General features: G+C 68.4%; 20 protein-coding genes and 1 pseudogene. 13 read left to right on the top strand and 8 right to left on the bottom strand.

All coding sequences use genetic code 11. The features are described 5' to 3' along the window. Window position 1: 1 nt before the first annotated feature. Window positions 2–1,972, top strand: a complete 1,971-nt coding sequence (locus tag ACIQNG_RS00570; RefSeq protein ID WP_401481959.1) for a relaxase/mobilization nuclease domain-containing protein — start codon at window positions 2–4, stop codon at window positions 1,970–1,972. Window positions 1,973–1,994: 22 nt separating this feature from the next. On the opposite strand, the pseudogene ACIQNG_RS00565 reads toward ACIQNG_RS00570, so the two are convergent. The 4 genes and pseudogenes from ACIQNG_RS00565 to ACIQNG_RS00550 form a co-directional block, all read right to left on the bottom strand. Next, window positions 1,995–2,120: pseudogene (locus ACIQNG_RS00565) on the bottom strand (flavoprotein); the annotation flags it as partial. Between the two features lie 128 nt (window positions 2,121–2,248). After that, on the bottom strand, window positions 2,249–3,061 hold the full coding sequence (locus tag ACIQNG_RS00560) for a WbqC family protein (RefSeq protein WP_401481957.1): 813 nt from the start codon (window positions 3,059–3,061) through the stop codon (window positions 2,249–2,251). Beyond that, window positions 3,003–3,692: a YdcF family protein gene (locus ACIQNG_RS00555; RefSeq protein ID WP_401481955.1), complete on the bottom strand. Its 690-nt coding sequence runs from the start codon at window positions 3,690–3,692 to the stop codon at window positions 3,003–3,005. The genes ACIQNG_RS00560 and ACIQNG_RS00555 overlap by 59 nt, the downstream gene beginning before the upstream one ends. Continuing rightward, window positions 3,689–4,732 (bottom strand): helix-turn-helix domain-containing protein, encoded by a 1,044-nt coding sequence (locus tag ACIQNG_RS00550; protein WP_401481953.1) that lies wholly within the window; start codon window positions 4,730–4,732, stop codon window positions 3,689–3,691. The genes ACIQNG_RS00555 and ACIQNG_RS00550 overlap by 4 nt, the downstream gene beginning before the upstream one ends. Window positions 4,733–4,851: 119 nt before the next feature. Here ACIQNG_RS00550 and ACIQNG_RS00545 point away from each other — a divergent pair, with 119 nt between their 5' ends. From ACIQNG_RS00545 to ACIQNG_RS00505, 9 genes are all read left to right on the top strand, one after another. Continuing rightward, window positions 4,852–5,268, top strand: a complete 417-nt coding sequence (locus ACIQNG_RS00545) for a recombinase family protein (protein WP_401481951.1) — start codon at window positions 4,852–4,854, stop codon at window positions 5,266–5,268. Next, complete coding sequence (locus ACIQNG_RS00540) at window positions 5,268–5,684, top strand: hypothetical protein (protein WP_401481949.1); 417 nt, start codon at window positions 5,268–5,270, stop codon at window positions 5,682–5,684. Before ACIQNG_RS00545 ends, ACIQNG_RS00540 begins: the two co-directional genes overlap by 1 nt. Further along, window positions 5,681–5,917 (top strand): hypothetical protein, encoded by a 237-nt coding sequence (locus tag ACIQNG_RS00535; protein ID WP_401481947.1) that lies wholly within the window; start codon window positions 5,681–5,683, stop codon window positions 5,915–5,917. The genes ACIQNG_RS00540 and ACIQNG_RS00535 overlap by 4 nt, the downstream gene beginning before the upstream one ends. Window positions 5,918–6,211: 294 nt before the next feature. Then, window positions 6,212–6,358, top strand: coding sequence for a hypothetical protein (locus ACIQNG_RS00530; RefSeq protein WP_401481945.1), 147 nt, complete (start codon window positions 6,212–6,214; stop codon window positions 6,356–6,358). A gap of 16 nt (window positions 6,359–6,374) precedes the next feature. Further along, window positions 6,375–7,568, top strand: a complete 1,194-nt coding sequence (locus ACIQNG_RS00525) for a cupin domain-containing protein (RefSeq protein WP_401481943.1) — start codon at window positions 6,375–6,377, stop codon at window positions 7,566–7,568. Continuing rightward, window positions 7,565–8,473: an aldo/keto reductase gene (locus tag ACIQNG_RS00520; RefSeq protein ID WP_401481941.1), complete on the top strand. Its 909-nt coding sequence runs from the start codon at window positions 7,565–7,567 to the stop codon at window positions 8,471–8,473. The genes ACIQNG_RS00525 and ACIQNG_RS00520 overlap by 4 nt, the downstream gene beginning before the upstream one ends. 19 nt (window positions 8,474–8,492) lie before the next feature. Beyond that, entirely contained in the window at window positions 8,493–9,278 is a 786-nt protein-coding gene (locus tag ACIQNG_RS00515) for a phosphotransferase (protein WP_401481939.1), read from the top strand. A gap of 135 nt (window positions 9,279–9,413) precedes the next feature. Continuing rightward, the gene (locus ACIQNG_RS00510) at window positions 9,414–9,917 is read left to right on the top strand and encodes a DUF4365 domain-containing protein (protein WP_401481937.1); all 504 of its coding nucleotides are present in this window, start codon (window positions 9,414–9,416) and stop codon (window positions 9,915–9,917) included. 1 nt (window position 9,918) lies between these two features. Continuing rightward, window positions 9,919–11,061: a hypothetical protein gene (locus ACIQNG_RS00505; RefSeq protein WP_401481935.1), complete on the top strand. Its 1,143-nt coding sequence runs from the start codon at window positions 9,919–9,921 to the stop codon at window positions 11,059–11,061. A gap of 133 nt (window positions 11,062–11,194) precedes the next feature. On the opposite strand, the gene ACIQNG_RS00500 is transcribed toward ACIQNG_RS00505, so the two are convergent. From ACIQNG_RS00500 to ACIQNG_RS00485, 4 genes are all read right to left on the bottom strand, one after another. Beyond that, window positions 11,195–13,117 carry an ATP-dependent nuclease gene (locus ACIQNG_RS00500; protein WP_401481933.1) on the bottom strand — a complete coding sequence of 641 codons (1,923 nt, stop codon included), beginning with the start codon at window positions 13,115–13,117 and terminating at the stop codon, window positions 11,195–11,197. A gap of 1,210 nt (window positions 13,118–14,327) precedes the next feature. Further along, window positions 14,328–14,741: an arsenate reductase ArsC gene (locus ACIQNG_RS00495; protein WP_401481931.1), complete on the bottom strand. Its 414-nt coding sequence runs from the start codon at window positions 14,739–14,741 to the stop codon at window positions 14,328–14,330. Next, entirely contained in the window at window positions 14,734–15,843 is a 1,110-nt protein-coding gene (arsB, locus tag ACIQNG_RS00490) for an ACR3 family arsenite efflux transporter (protein WP_401481929.1), read from the bottom strand. Before arsB ends, ACIQNG_RS00495 begins: the two co-directional genes overlap by 8 nt. Then, window positions 15,840–16,265, bottom strand: coding sequence for an ArsR/SmtB family transcription factor (locus ACIQNG_RS00485; protein WP_401481927.1), 426 nt, complete (start codon window positions 16,263–16,265; stop codon window positions 15,840–15,842). The genes arsB and ACIQNG_RS00485 overlap by 4 nt, the downstream gene beginning before the upstream one ends. 80 nt (window positions 16,266–16,345) lie before the next feature. On the opposite strand from ACIQNG_RS00485, the gene ACIQNG_RS00480 reads away from it, so the two are divergent. The 3 genes from ACIQNG_RS00480 (at window position 16,346) to ACIQNG_RS00470 (ending at window position 19,526) form a co-directional block, all read left to right on the top strand. Beyond that, window positions 16,346–17,557 (top strand): hypothetical protein, encoded by a 1,212-nt coding sequence (locus tag ACIQNG_RS00480; protein ID WP_401481925.1) that lies wholly within the window; start codon window positions 16,346–16,348, stop codon window positions 17,555–17,557. A gap of 218 nt (window positions 17,558–17,775) precedes the next feature. Then, a complete protein-coding gene (locus ACIQNG_RS00475) occupies window positions 17,776–18,879 on the top strand; it encodes a reverse transcriptase family protein (protein WP_401481923.1) in 1,104 nt (367 codons plus the stop codon). Between the two features lie 248 nt (window positions 18,880–19,127). Next, window positions 19,128–19,526, top strand: a complete 399-nt coding sequence (locus tag ACIQNG_RS00470; RefSeq protein WP_401481921.1) for a hypothetical protein — start codon at window positions 19,128–19,130, stop codon at window positions 19,524–19,526. Window positions 19,527–19,636 lie beyond the last annotated feature (110 nt).

Genomic DNA, 19,636 nt, shown 5'->3' with positions numbered 1-19,636 from the left:
ATTGATCCCGAAGATCATTCTCGGCAAGGGACCGCACGCCACGCGCCGCACGATCGGCTACCTCTTCGGCAAGGGCCGGGCCAACGAGCACACCGACCCGCACCTGGTGGCCTCCTGGAACGACTTCGCACCCGACCCCGGCCGCAGCCCCCACCGCAACCGAAAGGACGTGGAGGACCAGCTCGCCGCACAGCTCGACCAGCCCGTGAAGATGCTGGGCGACAAGGCCCCCAAGTACACCGTGTGGCACTGCCCCGTCCGCGCCGCACCCGAAGACCCGGTCCTCACCGACACTCAGTGGGCGGACATCGCCTGCCGCATCGTGGCCGCCGCCGGCATCGCCCCCGACGGGGACGAAGAAGCATGCCGCTGGGTGGCCGTCCGCCATGCCGACGACCACATCCACATCGCCGCCACCCTCGTACGCCAGGATGGCCGCCGCCCCAAACGCGACCACGACATCCGCGCCGTGCAGCGCGAAGCCCGCCAGATCGAAATCGACTACGGACTGCGCCGGTTGAAGCCCGGCGACGGCACCGCCGCCAAGCGGCCCACCAGCAAGGAGCACTTCAAAGCCAAACGCCTCGGCCAGGACGCCACGTCCCGCGAGATCCTGCGCCTGCGCGTGCGCCGCGCGCTCGCCGCCGCCACCACCGAGACCGAGTTTTTCACCCTGCTGGAGGCGACCGGCGTGACCGTGCGCCTCAAGCTCGGCCCGTCCGGCGACGCTCTCGGCTGCAACTTCGCCCTGCCCGGCGACACCAACGACAAGGGCGAGCCCGTGTTCTACGCCGGTTCCACCCTCGCCGGCGACCTCTCCCTGCCCCAGATCCGCCAACGCCTCACCACCACCACTCCCGAACCGGTGGCCGTCCGGCCGGGCAACCCGTGGCACCAGGCCAGCGCCGCCACCGAACGTATCCCCCACCACCTCACCCACAGCAACGACGAAGTGGCCCAGGGCCAGCTGGCCGCACTCGGCGGAGCACTCGATCTGCTCCCGCTCACCGCCCCGTCCTCCGTGCGGGCCGAACTCGAACGCGCCGCCATCGTCTTCGAGCGCGCCACCCGCTCCCGCACCAGGGCCGACCACGACAACGCCCGCGTCCTGCACCGCAGTGTCCAGGCGATCTGGAAGGGCCCTGCACAACACGGGGACGGTGCCGGGCTGGCGATGCTGCTGGACGTCTCACTCACCGCGGTCGCCTACGCGATGCACTGGCACCGCACCCGCCAGAACGTCCAACAGCAGGCAGCAGCCGAACAGACCCTCATCCACCTGCAGACCTCGTACGCGCAGATCGCCGTACCCGTCCTGACCAACCTCTCCAGCCGCGCACCCAGCCCGCAGACCAAACGCCGCTACGCCCACTACCTCCACCAGGCAGCCCCCGAACACGCCGAACGCATCCTGACCGACCCCGCCTGGGATGCCCTGGCCACCGTGCTGGCCGAGGCGGAAACAGCCGGGCACAACCCGACCACGATCCTCGACCAGGCCCTCAGCCGGCGCACGCTCGACGACGCCCACAGCCCAGCCCGCGCACTGACCTGGCGCATCCGCCGCCTCGGCGAACGCCACGCCCCCGGTCCACGAGCCGAGGCAGCGAGGGTTCGCGGCATCACGCAACGCCCCAACCATGCCGTCCAACCTGCGGCAGCCACTCCTCCGCCACCGCCGCAACCGGCACAGCGGCGCTGCTCACGCCCGCGCGGACAGCTTGGGAGTGAGCAGGTCCAGCGCCTCCTCCCAACGGAAGCGGTCCGCCCCACCCCCGGCCTTCGGCCGATGCGGCTCGTACGAGGCGATCAGGACACCCCCGCAGCCGCTCCAGGCTCTGCCGGTACGCGGGATGGGCCGCCTGGGCCGAGTTCACATACGGCAGGACAGCGGTGGAGATGCCGAAGCCGTACGCCTCGCACAGGATGCCCAGGGCCAGGGTGTCGGATATCCCCGTCGCCCACTTGTTGACCGTGTCGAAGGTGGCGGGGGCCACCGCCATGGCGTCGGCAGGCGGCAGCGGGCGAGGATCGCCGGGTGAGCGCCAAGCCGAGCGGATGGGGTAGCCGGTCTGAGCCTCGATGGCCGCCGCGTCGATGAAACCCAGACCCCGCGGCATGGCGATGACGCCGACGTCCCAGTTCGCCTCTTGGGCAGCCGTGATCAGGTTGGCGACGTCGCCGGCGACCCGGGTCGCGCATACGACGATATAAAGGAAGTGCTGCTGCTCCCGGGGGGTCGGCTCGGTCACGTGTGGACTCCAAGACGATGAGCTTCTCGTTGTGCCGCCAGTCGGTTGGCGAGTTCCTCGGGTCCGATCTTGCTAATGGCCCAGAGACCGCTGCACCGCCGGGCCCACTGCCAGAGCGGGTCATCGGTGTCCACAGGGGTGTGGAAGGTCAGCACGGGGATGCCGTGAGCGTCGAAGGGACCACTGTCGAGGTAGCTCTTACCGCCGGTCCCGCATAGATAGTGGGTGCTGCCCGTGGCCGCCGCCAGGTCGGCAAGGCGCTCGGACCGGCCTTGGCGGGTCGGGATCTCGCTACTGTCCAGCGCCTTCCCCGCCCAACCGAGAGCGGTGAGCAGGGCGATCGTCGATGTTTTCGCTATGTCGGCCACGCGGTCCGAGGTATCGAGCGTGTTCAAGACCGCTTCCAGGACCTCACGCACGGCAGCCCAGTGGCGGCTGCGACCGTAGTACTGGCGCACGAGCAGCTCGACCGTCCGGCGCGAACGACGAGGATCGGCCAGCTTCGCCCGGTTGATCAAGGTGGGGCGTCCATGGGGAAGGTGCGTTGGGAGCGAAAGCCACTGCTGCCGACCGAGATCGTCCAGAGCGGCGAGGCGGGCTCGGTGCTGGTAGTCGCGCCGAGCGAACTGCACATCGTCAAGGACGATCCACCGGTCGGCGGCGAAGAGTTTTGCCAAGGTGGACAGCCGTGGGAACAAGTTCGGCTGATGGATCGCGCATACCCCGCCTGGCGGGCTGAGGCGAGGTGGCTCAGGTGCTGATGAGGCGGCTGTCGAAGCCGGCGCGCAGGAGGCGCTCGTAGGCGTCATACACATCCCCTGGTACGTCCTGCTCGACGGCGAAGCCGAGCTTGGGGTACTCAATCACCCGTTGCAGGTCCCCGACGAGCATGTCGACGACGAGCTTCTCGTCGCCAATGGACTTGATGTAGTCGTCCAGCTCCAGCGGCTCGGAGGCGCACACGACATCGGCCTCGGGCCACAGCTTGCGGCAGGTCGCGTACGAGCGGCGTTCCATGTACGGCTTGGAGATCAGAAGCAGCGATTCCACCTTTACACCGGCGTTGGCCAGCAGCTCGCGGGAGAAGGTGATGTTCTGCCCGGTATTCGCGGCCTTCGGCTCCACGAGAATCGCCTCGTCCGGCACGCCAAGACTCAGGGCGTGCTCGCGGTAGTGGACGGCCTCGCCACGGGGGAAGCGAGCGCGGGTGGTGGGGCTGTTGCCGCCACTGAACACCACGACCGGGAAGAGACCGCCGCGGTACAGATCGGCCGCCGCGGTAGCCACGCCGAGGTCGTGGCTGCCCAAGCCGATCGCCGCCGAGCAAGGCCGCTGCTCGTGGCCCATCTGGTGGTAGTTCCAGATCAGCGTCGCGTCGTGGAACTGCTCGTCGGTGATCTGGCGCTGCTCGTGCTCCGGCACTGGCACTCCCTGGCTCATCCCTGCTGGCCCTTTCGGATGCCCTCGATGCTGCGCAGCTGGTGACTCAGCCCATACTCCTGGGCCATGTGAGCCGCCTGATCGAGGACGGACAGCCCATCATTCCGGGTCGCCGCGTCCGACAGAAGGATGTGACCGTAGGCGGTGTCCAGCCGCACTCGCTGCATCGGGGAGTCGACCGTGCCGGTGGTGCGCGCGATGTCGATGTAGCGCAGTGCCTGCTTCAGGTCGCCGGCGCCTCGGTGTGCGAGGGCCAGCTTCTGGTGGGCAACCGACCAGTCCTCCGGCTCACCGAGGTCCTCGAAGGCACGGGTGGCGGCTGTCATAACCTGGGTGGCGTACTCGTTGTTGCCCTCCTTGCTCAGCGCGGTACCCACCCAGAGCCGCGCCCTGGCTCGATCGCGAGGGCTCAAGCGCTCGTCTCTGGTAAGCAGTTCGTACTGGCGGGCAGAGGCGTCGAGCAGACCCGACATCTCCTGGACGACAGCGAGGGAAAGATCGATCTGGGCCACTCGGCGCGGGATGTCGAGCTCGGTGAACATGCCCCGAGCTGAGGTGTAGGAATGCCCGGCGGAGAGCGGGCCGAGGATCGCCCCCTGATCCCGTTGCAGGTCGCCGAGAAGCACGAGGGAACGGCCGTAGAGGTACAGGCCCTTGTCGTCCAGGCGATGCGGGTCGAGGCGTCCCAGCCAGCGGTTCAGCAAGGTCGCGGCGAAGGGAAAGTCCTGGCGGCTGATGCAGACGACCGCGCGCTCGATGTCCTCGGTCCAGGTCTCGAAGTCCGCTGGTCGCGCGCTCTTGCGCTCGGGGAACAGCAGCGCCTCGAACCGGGCCTGGGCGGCGGAGTCCGCGCGGGCAAGCGCGGTGTCGAGGATGGCTTGGGTGTCCGGGCGCGGCTGGGTTTCGGTGCCGAGGCTCTCCCACTTGGCGACCGTGCGCAGCGCGACACCGAGGTGCTCGGCAAAGGCGCGCATGCTCATGCGCAGCGCTGCGCGCAGGGCGCTCGCTTCCCGGCCGGTCCATTGCTGCACGCTGACCACGGATGGCCTCCCTCCGTCACGTATAGAAGCACTCTCGGTGACGACGCGGGGCGAGAAGTGCAACGGAAGTGCAACAGCAGGTCATTTCAAGGCCGTTCGCGGCAGCCGACGCTGGGGACATGGACGACGAACTCATCACGGAACGCCGCCCCGTCGCGTTCCCCCAGGTCTTCGGCTACCTGCGCCATGTCACCGGTGGCCTCGCCCGCCACGCGGCGCTCGTCTCCTGTCTTACCGAGTACTGCCGGCAGCACGAACTGAGCCTGTGCGGAGTGTTCACGGACCGAGAGGCGACGACTGCCGTCCGGTCTCCCGCCTTCGTCGGCCTCCTCGACGCGCTCGAACTGCCCGACATCTATGGCGCCGTGGTTCCCGCCCTCAGCCACCTCGGCCCGAGGCGCGTTGCGACCGACCGACAGCGGCAGATAACGGCGCCAGGCACTCGTCTGATCGTGGTCCGCTCCACCAGGCCGGCAACGGACCCCGCGCCCTTCCTCAGTGCGAACCCCGGCCTCCTGCGCCAAGGGGGGACGTGATGTCCCTTCGTGAAGCGCTGCGCAGCGCACCCATGGTCAACGACGTCCCTGGCCTGCGCCTGCTCCGAGTCGGCGACGGCTGGGACCTCGTACGAACCTCCGCGGACATCGGGTTCCTGGCCCTGGCCCACCTGCGTGCCACCGGTGCGGCGATCGGTCCGGTGCTCTACGACGGGCCCAACGAACGCCTCTACTACGCCGTTGGAACCGGCACCGCCGAAAGGTGGGGCGCACTGCCGGTACGACATCTGTCCACCAACTCCTGGCTCGTCGCGCCCAGCCTGGAACAGATCGACGAGTGGCTGGGCGGCTGGTGCGAGCTGCCTGACGACGACACCCTCACCGATACCGACGCCCTCCACGCCGCGCTCCAGCACCCCTATGTCAGTGCCGATCTGAAGGAGGTGGGCTGGTGAGTGTCCGAGCAGTCGTGTGCCCCAAGGAATGGACGCTCCAGCCCGACCGTGAGCCCGACGCCGAGCCGGCAACCTATGCGATGCAGTGCTCGGTCTGTGGTGACAACTCGCCGCCCAGCGTCGACTTCGCCGAACCCCAGAGCTGGGTGTTCGAGCACGGAGGCCGCAACCCCTCGCATCACACGTACCGGGAGACCATCACGCGGCCGCGGCGGGCATGGTGGAAGCCCTGATGGGCCGCGTCGTGAGCCGACTGGCTCGCTACACGGGCCCGCTGCTGATCATGCTGATCTCCGCCTCATGCGGCTTCGTGATTGGCGTGGCGGTCGCCGCCTCTCCAGCCCGTCCCTGAGTTCCCGTCCCTGCCGGACGTAGCCGATCGAGACGTTCCCCACTCCGAGAAGCCCTGGCAGGGGCGGGCTGCAAACCCCGCCCCGGGCGGATCAGCCGCCCGAGCCCATGGACAGGTCGAGCGCCGTCCGGGGCGAGTCCGCAATGCACCTCATCTCTCACACCAGGAGGAACCAATGCCCAACAGCACCGCCACGGCCCCGACGACCGGCCCGGCCCAGCCGGGCCTGGTCAAGGCCCGTCGCAGGATCCAGGCCGCCCGCGAACGCGGCGTCACCCCGTCCGACGGCGGCAGCACCGGCCGTACCGACGGCAACGACTGATCCAGGAGGAGACGCGTTGTCGCCGCTGAACCTGGCGGCTCACCTGGGCCAGGACGAGTTCCTGGCCCAGGTGCTCCACCGCCACTACCGCCACGTCCCCGCCGCCCTCACCAACCCCGGCAGCCTGATCACATGGGACGACGTCAACACCATCCTGGCCACCCACCGCCTGGAGCCGCCCCGCTTCCGCCTCTCCGCAGACGGCGAGATGCTGGCCGCCCACCGCTACACCGCCCCGGTCACCACCCGCCGGCACACCGTCTGGCAACGCCTGCACCCCAGCGAACTGCACGCCCGCCTCGCCGAGGGCGCCTCCCTGGTCATCGACGCCGTCGACGAACTCCACCCGCCCGTCGGCCGCGCCGCGATGGAGCTGGAGCACTGGCTGCGCACCGGAGTGCAGACCAACCTGTACGCCTCATGGACCGCCCGCGAGGGCTTCGGCGTGCACTGGGACGACCACGATGTGATCGTCATCCAGATCGACGGAGCCAAACGCTGGAAGCTGTACGGCCCCACCCGCACCGCACCCATGTACAAGGACACCGACCAGCCCGAGCCACCGCCGGAACAGCCGATCACGGAGCTGGTCCTGCGCCCAGGTGACCTGCTCTACCTCCCCCGCGGCTGGTGGCACTCGGTGGCCGCCTCCGAAGGCGAGCACTCCCTCCACCTCACCTTCGGCATCCAGACCATCACCGGCGCCCAGCTGCTGTCCTGGCTCGCCGACGACCTGCGCCGCCACGACGTTCTGCGAGAGGACCTGCCCGTCCACGCACCAGCCACCCAGCAGACGGCCTACCTGGAACGACTACGCATGGAAGTCACCACCGCCCTGAGAAACCCGCACCTCGTCGATCGGTACACGGCAATGCGCGACGGGACCGACCTCACCCGTCTGCGGCCGAGCCTGCCTCACATCACCGGCATCCCCGCAGTCCCGGGCCTCCGCATCAAGCTGACCACCACACGAGCTCACATGGAGCCTGTGGCCAACAAAGAGGTCGTGATCTTCTGGGCCTGTGACAACGAGTGGGAAATAGCTGGGGAAGCCCGGCCCTTTCTCCAGCACCTGCTGTCCACCGCACCCAGCGCCGTGTCCCTCGGCGAGCTGGCCACAGCATCCGGCATCTCGGTCGCGGAGGTCGCGGCCATCGCCTCGGAACTGATGGACGGCCAAGCGATCACAGTGGAAGGAGACAGACGATGAGGACGGCATCCCTGGGGCTGGGCACGTACCGCATCCGCCCTTCCGCCCTGAACGAAGCCGTCGCCCGCGCAGCCACCAGCCCGGCCGACGCCTGGATCGACACAGCGCCCAACTACCTCGACGGTCAGGCCCAGTCCCTGCTCGCCCCCGTCCTCGCCCGGCACCCGATCCCGGTTTCGACCAAGGTCGGATTCCTGACCGATCAGGCCATCAAGGACGCCCTTTCCAACAGGGCCCTCACCATCGAGGAGGCCGAACACAGCCACTGCCTGAGTGCCTCGTACGTCCACTGGCAGTGCGCCCGCAACCGCACCGAACTCGGCCGCGACCGCCTCGACCTCGTCTTCGCCCACAACCCCGAGCACACCGCCGGCGACGCGTACGAGGCCCTGAGCGACGCCTTCACCGCGCTCGAAGCAGAAGCAGCGGCCGGCACCCTGACCGCCTACGGCGTCGCCACCTGGGACGGCTTCGACACCGGCACCCTGACCATCCCCACCTTGCATCAACTGGCCTCCGAAGCCGCCGGCACGGAACAGCACCACCTGCGAGCCATTCAACTGCCCGTATCCCTGGTCACCGCAACCGCGTTCACCCAGGCTATGGACGAGGAGGGCCCCATCTCTCAGGCAGCCGCGCTCGGATGGCAGGTGTACGCCTCAGCGCCTCTGTTCGGCGGCGAGCTACCGCGCCTGGCCACCCTAGAACTCACCGCGCTGCTAGCCCCGCACCTCACCACGGCCCAGGCATGCCTGCTGGCGGCGGCATCATGCCCTGGAGTGACACGGATTCTGCTCTCCGCCTCCACCCGGGCACACTGGGCCGAAGCCCAAGCCGCCCTACGAAGCCCGGCCATCCCGACCTCCACGCTGCGAAAGGTGCTGGATGTACTCGCCGCCACCTGACCCCACGGATCAGCAACGCATGCGCCGAGCCTTCACGCGGTCCGCAGAGACACTGGGCGTCGAGATCGCCGACCCCGAGTTCTGGGGCTGGCACGGCCGCACCCTCAGCAGCCGCGCCGAACACCCAGAACGAGGATCCTGCTGGCTGAGGCTGCTCTCCGCACCCCAGGACAAGGCAGCGGGAAAGATCTGGGAGGGCAACCGCCAGGGCGCCGTGCTCTTCGACAACCGCGTCCACAAGCCACTGCTGCACGGCACCACGGAATCAAGCAGCGATGGCTACGCCTACCAGGCCGAACTACACGAGTACGTCACCGAACCGGCCTGCTCCCCCACCCCCGTTCTGTGCACGGACCCGGATCCGCCGACCTCCTGGTGGGATTCTCTCCGCACCGACCTCGATCACGTACACGCCGTCCCCACGGACCGCGTAGCCGTACGACAGGAGTGGGTGGACCGCACCGTCCCACGCTTCCTCGGCATGCCCGGCCCTCGGATCACAGACTGGGCGACGGCCCACGGAGACCTGCACACCGCCAACCTCACAGCCGCCACTCCCTATCTCCTCGACTGGGAAGGCTTCGGCCTGGCACCGGTCGGCTACGACGCCGCCATGCTGCTGGCCTACTCCCTGCTCGTCCCCACATTCGCCTACCGCGTCCGCGCCACCTTCCCCGTACTCATGACCGAGCCCGGACGCATCGCCCAGATCATCGTCATCACCGAGCTACTGCAGTCGGCGTCCCGGGGAGATCATCCAAAGCTCGCCCCCGCGCTCCGCGCCTTGGCTTCAGAGGCGTCTTGACCAGGCGATACGGCCGATCTTCGACGCAATTGGCCGTCAGGGAAGGCGAGTTGCCCCCGATACCCCACTGGCAGGCCCTATTCCACCGACCGCTCAGTCGTCCTATCCTCGCGATCAGCCGAGGGAGGGGGACCAGTGGCGACAGAGGCGACGAGCTGGCAGAAGGAGCAAGTCAGTCGTGCCTACGTGCACGTCCTCGCCACCCAGGGCGGCTACACAATCTGCGACTGGAACGTCGACAAAGACGGCGTTGACGTGACGCTGCGCTCACGAGGCTTAATGGTCGACATCCAGCTCAAGTGCACGCAGAGCCCTCGCATCACCCGAGGCGGGTACAGCTTCGATCTCGATGTGGAGACCTACAACAAGTTACGCGACCCAGAGCGCTCGGCACTCGGTCACCTGGCTTTGCTCATAGTCCCTCCGGACATCGGTCGCTGGGTCACGCATCAACCGGAGTCGATAATCCTGGCCTGCCACGGGTACTGGGCCTCTCTGCACGGCATGGGGGATGCCAACGGAAGCGTGTCGACCGCGATCAATCTCCCCGAGCACCAATCGCTCACCGTGAAGGCCATGGGCGCCATGTTCGATGCGGCGCGTCGACTGATCACCACCACGAGTCAGGGGGTGGACTGAGGTGGTGCACGCTGACCCCAACTTCGGGCCCAACGAAATGCGCAACTATCTGAAGGTCACCGGGTGGACTCCGGTCTCCGGTGGTGATGTGGCAGAACTGTGGAGCCTGCCCGGACCGGCCGACGAAGTCGTGCTCGTCCCCATGAAGGCCGGAGCCCCCGACTTCGGCAAACGCACCCAGATTCTTCTCGCGGACCTGGCACGCATCGAGGCCAGTGACTTGACAGCTGTCCACGACGCCGTCGCCACCGTCTTCAACGACGTCACCGACCTTCGGGCTTCCCACCCGTCCATGAGCGACGGGTCGATTCCGTTGGAAGCCGGCTACGAGCTGTTCATCTCGGCCAAGCGCCTGCGGGTGGCATCGGCGGCAGCCACCATCCGTAGGCAAGGGCACTTCCGCAATTTCCCCACCCGGGCGCGGGAACAGGCTCGCGAGGTCCGCCTGGGTCAAACTCGCCGTGGCTCGTACATCGTCCCCATCATCAGCCAGGCACGATCCCCCGAAGACGTGTACTCGCCTGGGCAGGAGTACATCGAGGTCGGGGTAGAGGAGACGCTGTTCGACCGACGCGTCACCGCCACCATGTCTCGCGCCCTCGGCATCCTGGAAGACATGGCCAACGCGGAGCGGGAACCCACTCCCAGTGAGATCAGCGACTCAATCGGCGAAGGTGTCTCATACGAACTATGCACGGCGCTCAGCAAGGTCGTGAACACAGACTCCGTAGGGTCTCTGGACGTCTCCTTCAACTGGTCACGCGTGACAGCACCGCCACCAGGCACACCTCCACGCGTGGAGTTCAACCAGGCCGCCATCGACATCGTGGACCGCGTGTCCGCCCAACTGAAGACACGCGTCTACACCAGCCGCCATCTGATCTACGGCATTGTCACCGACCTCAGCCGTCACCCCGAGGACGAGACCGGCCGCGTAGGCGTCCAGACTCTGATCAAACGACGCAGCAGGACCGTCTGGATGGACTTGCTCGACAGCGACTACCACACAGCCATCCAGTGCCACGATGCAGGCGTCCCAGTCCGAGTCCAGGGTGTACTGACCAGCCCACCCGGCGGCCAAGCCAGGATGCAGGTGGACGACTTCGGCCCCGATCCCTCCCTCCCGGCCGTCCAGACCCAGTAGGAGGCCGCCACCTCAAGGTTCACGATACTCGGACAGTCGGTCTGCCCCTCTCTGTTCCGAGAGCAGGGAGAAGCGAGGGCTAGCATCTACGGCGGAGCTGAATCGGAAGAATCCTGAGCGAGAAACCGCGGGACTACCGCCGCCCGGCCAGCGAACGGACGTTCTCCAGCAGCGCATGCAGCAGGAACGGGGGCTCCGTCGCTACCGTCCGAGTGGTCTCCAGGTACGTCGCCGAGTTCTTCCCCTCCACACCCTCTCCGGCGCGGACGAGTTCTTGTCTGCGCTCCTCCCAGGCCGGCCAGTTCTGGTCGAGGTAGATCTCCAGTGTGTCCTCGAAAACGGTGTAGCGGCCGGTCGAGTCATCGACGGGCTGGGCGTTCGGCGTCGTACCCAGGTACCGCAGAAGGTTTGCGTTCTTGACCCGGTTGTTCCGTGCCTGGCGCTCGAACTCCTCCTCCTTCTCCTGACGCTGCTGCGGAATGAGATGGCGCACCGACTCCCGCTTGCGCTCCTCCATGCCAGAATCGCCGTCGAATACCACGTAGCACGGCACGCCCAGCGCGCTGAAGAGCGCGTCGGAGATCATGAGGTTGTCCTTGCCGTTCACCTCAATGACGCTGATGCCCTCCGCGCCCAGGTTGACCCCCAACCGGTCCGCGCAACCAGTGATCACTCCCTCGTCGCCTCTCCCCTCGACCAGCACCACGGCATGGGCGAAAAACCCCTCTGCCAGTGCGCCCCCCAATGTTCCCTCGGTCCTGCTCCTGATCACCCGCTTGTCGACAAGCCCGTCGAGCGCCCTGCACAGGTCCTCTTCCGTGGCCTGCCACACCTCGGTGAACGGGTGGTCCTGACCAGCAGTGCGGCAAAGCCGACGGATCTGGTGGTAGCCCTTCGGATTGATGAAGACCGGGTTGTGGGTGGCATACATGACCTGGGTACGCCCCTGCGGAGAGGCGGCAACCAACTCGCGGAGCACCCTCGCGAACGTCCGTGCTTGCGGCGGGTGCTGGAACAGCTCGGGCTCCTCGATGGCCAGACACAGCGTCCGCATGCCGTCGGCCGGACGCCTGCGGTCAGCCAGGTACTTGAGCGCCGCGATGATCAGGGCGCGCTGGAAACCGTGCCCTTGCCGGTGCACCGAGGTATGAGCAGCACCGTCCCGGATACTCACCTGAAACGTGGTCCGGGCCGGCCTCGGCGCCTGGACGGTGGGGGTCACGACGACCTCACGTCCGGTTGTGAACTTGGCGACCTCCGCCGAAAGCGCGGCCGACACCTCGTCCAGCACGGGGCCGTACACCTTACTGTGCACCTCCTGCCGTGCCAGATGAGCGTTCTCCTCGATCTCGCCGAGTTGCTCGTTCGCCTGCGATCGGTCTACGGCGTGGTCGAGGATGCGTCCGAGCGCGGTCGCCTTATGATCGTCGGCCTCCTCGTACGCCCGCAGGTCCGCGGAGACGAACACGAAGTCGATCAGCTGGGCGAGCCTGCTCTGCCCGGCGAAACCGAAAAAATGGGTGTCCTCCACCTCAGCCTCGGTGAGGCGGTCACGGTTCGCCAGCTCCCAGGTGCGCATCGCCTCCAGGACCTTCTCCTTGGTACCAGCCGACGGGAGGCCCAAGTCCAAGTCTCCCTCCTTCAACTGGTCGTAGGCACGGCGCAGTTCCATGGCCTTGTCGTTCTTGCGCACCTCCTCGAACGGTCCGTACGCGAGAGCCTTGCCGGTAATCTTGTCCTCACCGTTCTGCCAGGTCCGCCAGATGCTCACGCTCTCTGCGCCATCAGGCGCGTACCGGCCGAGGATATGGTGATCATGCTCGGTGAGCCCGTAGAACTCCACCTCCACCGAGATTCGGTCGCCGTCCGCTGCCGAGTGAACATCATCGTCACTGAGCGCGACACCCTTTTCACCGTTGAAGAACCAGTCGAGCGCACGCAGCACGGTGGACTTGCCGACCCCCGTCGGCCCGATAAATGAGGTGATGTCTTCGAAGGACACGTCCACCTTGTGCAGACAGCAGAAGTTCTCGATGCGAACGCGCTTGATCTTCACGGTTGTCCTGTGCGTCTGGTGCGAGTGGGGCATATGAGTGCCCATGTGACGATCATGACGCTAGCAGTCGGCCTGACCATCCATCAGCTGTATTCCCGGGATGAGTGATTCCTCGGAGCTGGAGGCCGCCGCAGGACGTGTCCCAAGCCGTCTGCCCCAGATGCCAAGTAGGGCCTCAATCACCTGATCCGTGAGACTTCTGCGGATCGAGCCTGAGCAGCGACGCATCTATAGGCGACTCCCACAGCCCTGCCCCCTTGAGGCCAGGGCACATCCAGGGCACATGAGCCCGGGAAACGGCGTTGACCCGTGAGAACTGCCGAGATCACTTCCCCCAGGTCAACGCACGTCTCACCGAGAAGCACCAGGTCAGCGCCCTCCCGCCCCCACTTGCTGCACGAGTGGCAGGACTTCTCGCATCGGCTGCATGAGGCGGGGCATCAGCCTTATTGCTTGGTGTGGCCCTGAGCCGGGGTTTCCTGCGGGTCGGGCGGGGCCTTCGGGCCTCGCCTTTTTCCATGTGCTCCGAGGCCGCGGTGCCCGGCGGGCTGCGCGGCATGTCTGGCCTCGTCGGCATGGCGCAGAGCCCTGTGGATCCCGGCACGGCCCGCCCGAGGTGGCGGTGCAGATTCGTGCGTGGCGAGTCGATGAGGACTTCTCCAGGCGTGCGGTGGCGTGAGCCGCGTCTGATCTGCGGGCCCGAGTGGAGTCTCGCTCTTCAGGCATGAACCGGTCTGAATCAGCCGATGACGGTCCGAGGCGGGGCCATGGGGGGCTTTGGCGGGGACGATGGGTGGGGTACGCGGCGTTTTCGACCAGGCGGGGAGGACGCGTGGGTAAGCAGGTCAGGTGTGGATCGACCGACACGAAGACCGGACAGCGGTGCCGGAACCCGGCGATGATCGGGTACTCGCGCTGCCAGTTGCACCGGGGGCCTTGGACTCCGCCGCAGCAGAAGAAGACCAAGAAGCGCTGAGCTGGAAGCCGTTCCGGTCGGGCGGTCGGGGCTGTCGGTGCCGTCGGGGCTGTCGGGGCTGTCGGGGCTGTCGGTGCCGTCGGGGCTGTCGGTGCCGTCGGGGCTGTCGGGGCTGTCGGGGCTGTCGGGGCTGTCGGTGTCTCGGCTGTGTCGGAGGGGCTCGGCGACGGCACCGTGGTCTGTGCTTCGGAGGGTTTCCGCCCGGTCGTCGGTGGGCTTGTTCTGTGCGGGGGATCAGGTGGGTTCGGGCAGGAGCCTGGTGAGCAGGGCGCGGACGTGTTGTTCGATCGCGTCGCGGATGGGACGGACGGCTTCGAGGCTCTGTCCGGCCGGGTCGTCGAGCTTCCAGTCGAGGTAGGTCGTGCCGGGGAAGACGGGGCAGGTGTCGCCGCAGCCCATGGTGATCACCACGTCGGACGCCCGCACGGTCTCGGGGGTCAGGATCTTCGGGGTCTGCGTGGACAGGTCGATGCCGACTTCCGCCATGGCCCGCACGGCGGCCGGGTTCACGGCGTCGGCCGGGGCGGACCCCGCGGAGCGGACCTCGATCCGGCCCTGGGAGAGGTGGGTGAGGAAGGCGGCGGCCATCTGCGAGCGGCCGGCGTTGTGGACGCACACGAACAGCACGGACGGCTGGGGCTCAGACATGGGCGGGGCCTTCCGGGACGGTTGCCGGCCCGGCCGTCGGCGCGGGCCCGGGGAAGAAGCGGCGGGCGGCCAGGGCGACGTGGACGAGGCCGATGAGGACGGGGACCTCGATGAGCGGGCCGACGACTCCGGCGAGGGCCTGGCCGCTGGTGGCGCCGAAGGTGGCGACGGCGACCGCGATGGCGAGTTCGAAGTTGTTGCCCGCCGCGGTGAACGCGAGGGTCGTCGCCTTCGGGTGGTCCAGCCCGATCACGCGGCCGAGCGCCATCGATCCGGCCCACATGAGGGCGAAGTACACCAGCAGCGGCAGTGCGATCCGGGCGACGTCCCAGGGCCGGGAGGTGATGGCGTCGCCCTGGAGGGCGAACAGGACCACGACGGTGAACAGCAGTCCGTACAGGGCGAACGGGCCGATCCGCGGGATCAGCCTGGTCTCGTACCAGTCCCGCCCGCGGGCCTTCTCGCCGAGGCGGCGGGTGAGGAATCCGGCGGCGAGCGGGATGCCGAGGAAGACGAGGACGGCACGGGCGATGTCCCACGCGCCGGTGTCCAGGCCGGTGGTGGTGAGACCGAGGCGGCCCGGCAGGAGGTCGAGGTAGAACCAGCCGAGCAGGCCGAAGGCGACCACCTGGAAGACGGAGTTGAGGGCGACCAGGACGGCGGCGGCCTCCCGGTGGCCGCAGGCGAGGTCGTTCCAGATGATGACCATGGCGATGCAGCGGGCCAGACCGACGATGATCAGCCCGGTGCGGTACTCCGGCAGGTCGGGCAGGAAGATCCAGGCGAGGGCGAACATCAGCGCCGGGCCGATCACCCAGTTCAGCACCAGCGACCACACCAGCAGGGGCCGGTCGCGGGTGACGGCGTCCAGACGGTCGTAGCGGACCTTGGCGAGGACCGGGTACATCATCACCAGCAGGCCCAGCGCGATCGGCAGCGACACCCCCGTCACCGTCACCTTCGCCAGCGCGTCCCCCAGGCCCGGGACGATCCGTCCCAGGACGAGACCGGCGGCCATCGCCGCGAGTATCCACAGCGCGAGGTGGCGGTCCAGGAACGACAGCCGCGCGGACACCGGTCCCGCCGCCACGGGGGCCGTCACGCGTCGGCCTCGTCGGGAACGGCAAGAACGGCGGGAACGGCGGGCTCGGGCAGGGGGGCACCCGCGGGGCGGGTGAGGACGCCGGCCAGTCTGTCGGTCATCTCGGGCAGCAGGCGGTAGTACACCCACGTCCCGCACCGTTCGGAGGTGATCAGGCCCGCCTCGCGCAGAAGCTTGAGGTGGTGGGAGATCGTCGGCTGGGACAGGGCGAACGCCGGGGTGAGGTCACAGACGCAGACCTCCCCGCCCGCGCGGGAGGCGATCATCGACAGCAACCGCAGCCGCACCGGATCACCCAGCGCCTTGAACACCTTCGCCAGCGATACGGCCTGGCCCTCGTCCAGCGGCGCCGACAGCAGCGTCGGACAGCAGTCCTCCACCGTGGCGTCCTGACCGATCACCGGAAGCTCTTGTTTCGACATACTTCTATGTTGACGTTCTTCGATTCAATAGACAAGCTCGGCGCCTCCGATGAGAGGCTCTGCTCGGGGGGTGCCGTGGGGTGAGGGTTCGGCCGAGTGAGACAGGGCAAGGGGCGGCCTGGCTCGGCAACTTCAGGCCCGGGGACGCCCCGGCCGCACAGCGGTTGCTGGACAGTCTGCACTTCTTCTCGTCCAGCACCTTCCGGCAGGGGCTGACGGAGCATCTGCACCGGGTGCTCACCCGTGCCGCTCCGGCGGAGGGGCCGGCGGCGCTGTTCAGCGTCCGTTCCGTCGACGCGGGCGGCACGATGTTCGTGGACGGCCTGGAGCCGGCGGTCCCCGGCACCGGGGGCAGTGAGCTGATCGTGCAGAACATCGTGCGCGGGACCGAGCGGATGTTCGACACTGCCGTGCTGTCCCGTCGGACGTCGTCCTTGGAGGCGTTGAAGAACCGTCGTGTCCGGCGGCTGGTGTTCGTGTCCGACCACGCCGGATCGGGCGACGAGGTGCTGCGGTACGCGGGGACCTGGCTGCGCAACCCCACCGTCCGCAGCTGGCGTTCGCTCGGGCTGGTCCGGCTGCATCTGGTGCTGTTCGCCGCCTCGACCACCGCCGTCCGACGCCTTGAGGCGAGCCCCTGGTACGACGGTGTGCATGTCCTCCACTGCGGTATGGACTTCGCGTCCGCCGACTGGGAACCGCACGAGCGCGACCACATCAGGTCGGTGTGCACCGGGTACGCGCCTTCGACCGCGGGCGCCCACGGGTGGGGTGGCAGCGAAGGGCTCGCGGTGTTCGAGCACACCGTCCCCAACAACCTCCCGATGATCGTGCGCCAGACCAAAGGACGTTCCCCCTACGGCACATGGGTGCCGTTCTTCCGGCATCGCACGGCGCCGCCGGAGCTGATGCGGTCACTGGCGGACTACCGGCCGGACTTCGACCGGCAACGCCGGCTGCTGGCGGTACGGCAGCCCCGCCTGGCCGCGGCGAGCCGGCTGCGGTCGATGCAGCGGCCCGAGCTGAACCGCCTCATCGACGTCCTCGCCCATGTCGCCGGACGACGACGCCACCCGGCGCAACTGGCGGCGCTCCTGGGCCTGTCCGTCCCGGCCGCCGGAGAGATCACCGTACTGGCGTGGCGGCTGGGGCTGGTGGACGCGCGGACGCGCCTCACGGACGCCGGTTGGCAGGAGCTGCGCAGAGCGAAGGCGAGACCGCGGCGGGTCACCGGAGGATTGCAGGGCAGCACCGAGCCTTACTATCCTCGCCGGTTGAAGGGGAGTCGGTGACGCCTAGAGCGATCGGCGAGGTTCTCGTCGAGGCGACGACCCGCCTGTGTGCGGGTCAGGCCGTCGCCATGAGCGGCGGCTGTGAGCAAACTGGCGATCGCAGGAGACTTGGAACGCGCCGTGTCCGACGTGGGCCTGGCGGCACGTCCCAAGGCCCTCGCGGGATACACCAAAGGTAGGCCGTCATCGACTCCCCGCACGCCTACCGCAGACAGGGTTTGGCCCAGCGGATCGACCCACAGGTCCTGGACGAGGCACTCACCCAGATCCGGCGGGCCGAGGACCACTCCGTCACCCCGATCCTGACCCTGCGGCACCTGGCCCATCTGACCGGCGCGGAGTACCTGTACCTGCGCAGGATCGTGCAGCGGCAACTCGACCCCTACACCGTGTTCTCACGGCCGAAACGCGCGCCGGGCGCGGTACGGACCATCTCCGCGCCGAGTCCCGTGCTCATGGACATCCAGCGGTGGCTGCTCGCCCATGTCTTCGACCACGTCCACCCCCATCGCGCCAGCTACGCCTATCAGCCGGGCCGCTCGGCCGTGCAGTGCGCGAGACGGCATCTGGGCGCCACCTGGCTGCTGAAGTTCGACCTCCACGACTTCTTCCACGGGATCGGCGAGCCGGCGGTGTACCGCGTCCTGCGGAGCCTGGGCTACAACCCGCTGATCTCCTTCGAGATCGCGCGGATCTGCACCCGGCTCCCCGACGGGGAGACCAGGGGCGGCGGCAGGTACAAGTACCCCGTCATCGACTCCTATCCCGGGCGGGCCCCCGGCTTCCTGCCGCAGGGGGCCCCGACCAGCGGCGCCCTCGCGAACCTGGTCGCCCGCCCCCTGGACGAGCGGCTGTGGGAGGTGGCCGACCGGTACGACCTGGCCTACACCCGCTACGCGGACGACATGACGTTCTCGACCCTGCGCCACCTGGACCGCGCCACCGTGACCCGCTGCGTCGCGGACATCACCAAGGCGGTGCACCGCTCGCACTTCAGGGTGCACCGCAAGAAGACCCGCGTCGTCCCGCCCGGCGCCCGGAAGGTGGTCCTGGGGCTGCTCGTGGACGGTGACCGGCTACGGATCCCCGTACCGGCGCGGCAGCGGCTGGAGGCCCATGTCCGGGGTGCCGCCACCTTCGGGCTCACCGCGCACGTCGCGCACGCCCGCTACAGCTCGCTCGGCGGCTTCGTCCGCCACGTCGACGGCATGCTGCGGTACGCGCACGGAGTCGACCGCGCCTGGGCGGGGCCGCTGACCGAGCGATGGGAGGCGGTCCTCGCCGCGGAGGGCGTCACCGCGCTGGACCGCGAACGGTGGTAGGGCCGGGCCCGTCGCCGGTTCGCCCGCGACGACAGCGACGACAGCGACGGCAGCCACCACAGCCACGACAGCGACCACAGCCACGACAGCGACGGCAGCCACGACCGCGACGACCGCTCGGCCGAACCGGCCAACGGCCAACGGACCAGTCACCAGTCACCAGTCACCAGTCACAGGGAACCCGCCCCTCCACCGCGCGGGTCTGCTTGAATGCGGCCCAGCCTGCCGTCCGTCACCGGGAGACCCGTATGCGTCGAACGCTCGCCGTGACCGCCGCCACTCTCACCGCGGCGCTGCTTCTCGTCGGGTGTTCCGAGGACGCGGAGCCGATCACCGGGGAGTGGATCGCGGCCGGGCCGCAGCCGCCGGGGTTCGCCGACTTCGCGGAGGGGTCGATGATCCGCGTCGACAAGAACAGCAGAGCCGTCCTCGGCACCTCGCCGACCAGGCTGTGCGGGGACGCGAAGGTCACGGCCAGGAAGAAGGAGGAAGGATCGGATGCCGCCTACCGGATCGCGTTCGATTCCGCCTGCCTCACCGTCAGCGTGCCGGTGAGTCTGGAGGTCGTGGTCGACGGGGACAGCCTGGAGGCCACTCCCACGGACGCCCAGGGCGGGGAGCCCTTCCGCTTCCAGCGCGCCGAGTAGCCGGCCCGGCGCCGCAGGGCCCGTCCGGCCCGGGATGCGGGGGTGGCGGCGGGCTGCTGCAATGGGGGGGCGGGGGGTGTTCCGGCGCCGTTCGGCCGGTGCCTTGCCTC

This window comes from Streptomyces sp. NPDC091377 (genome assembly GCF_044757045.1).
In the GTDB taxonomy this organism is placed as follows: Bacteria; Actinomycetota; Actinomycetes; order Streptomycetales; family Streptomycetaceae; genus Streptomyces.
The sequence above is the reverse complement of the archived record's forward strand: the minus strand, read 5'-3'. Positions and strand labels throughout refer to the sequence as shown.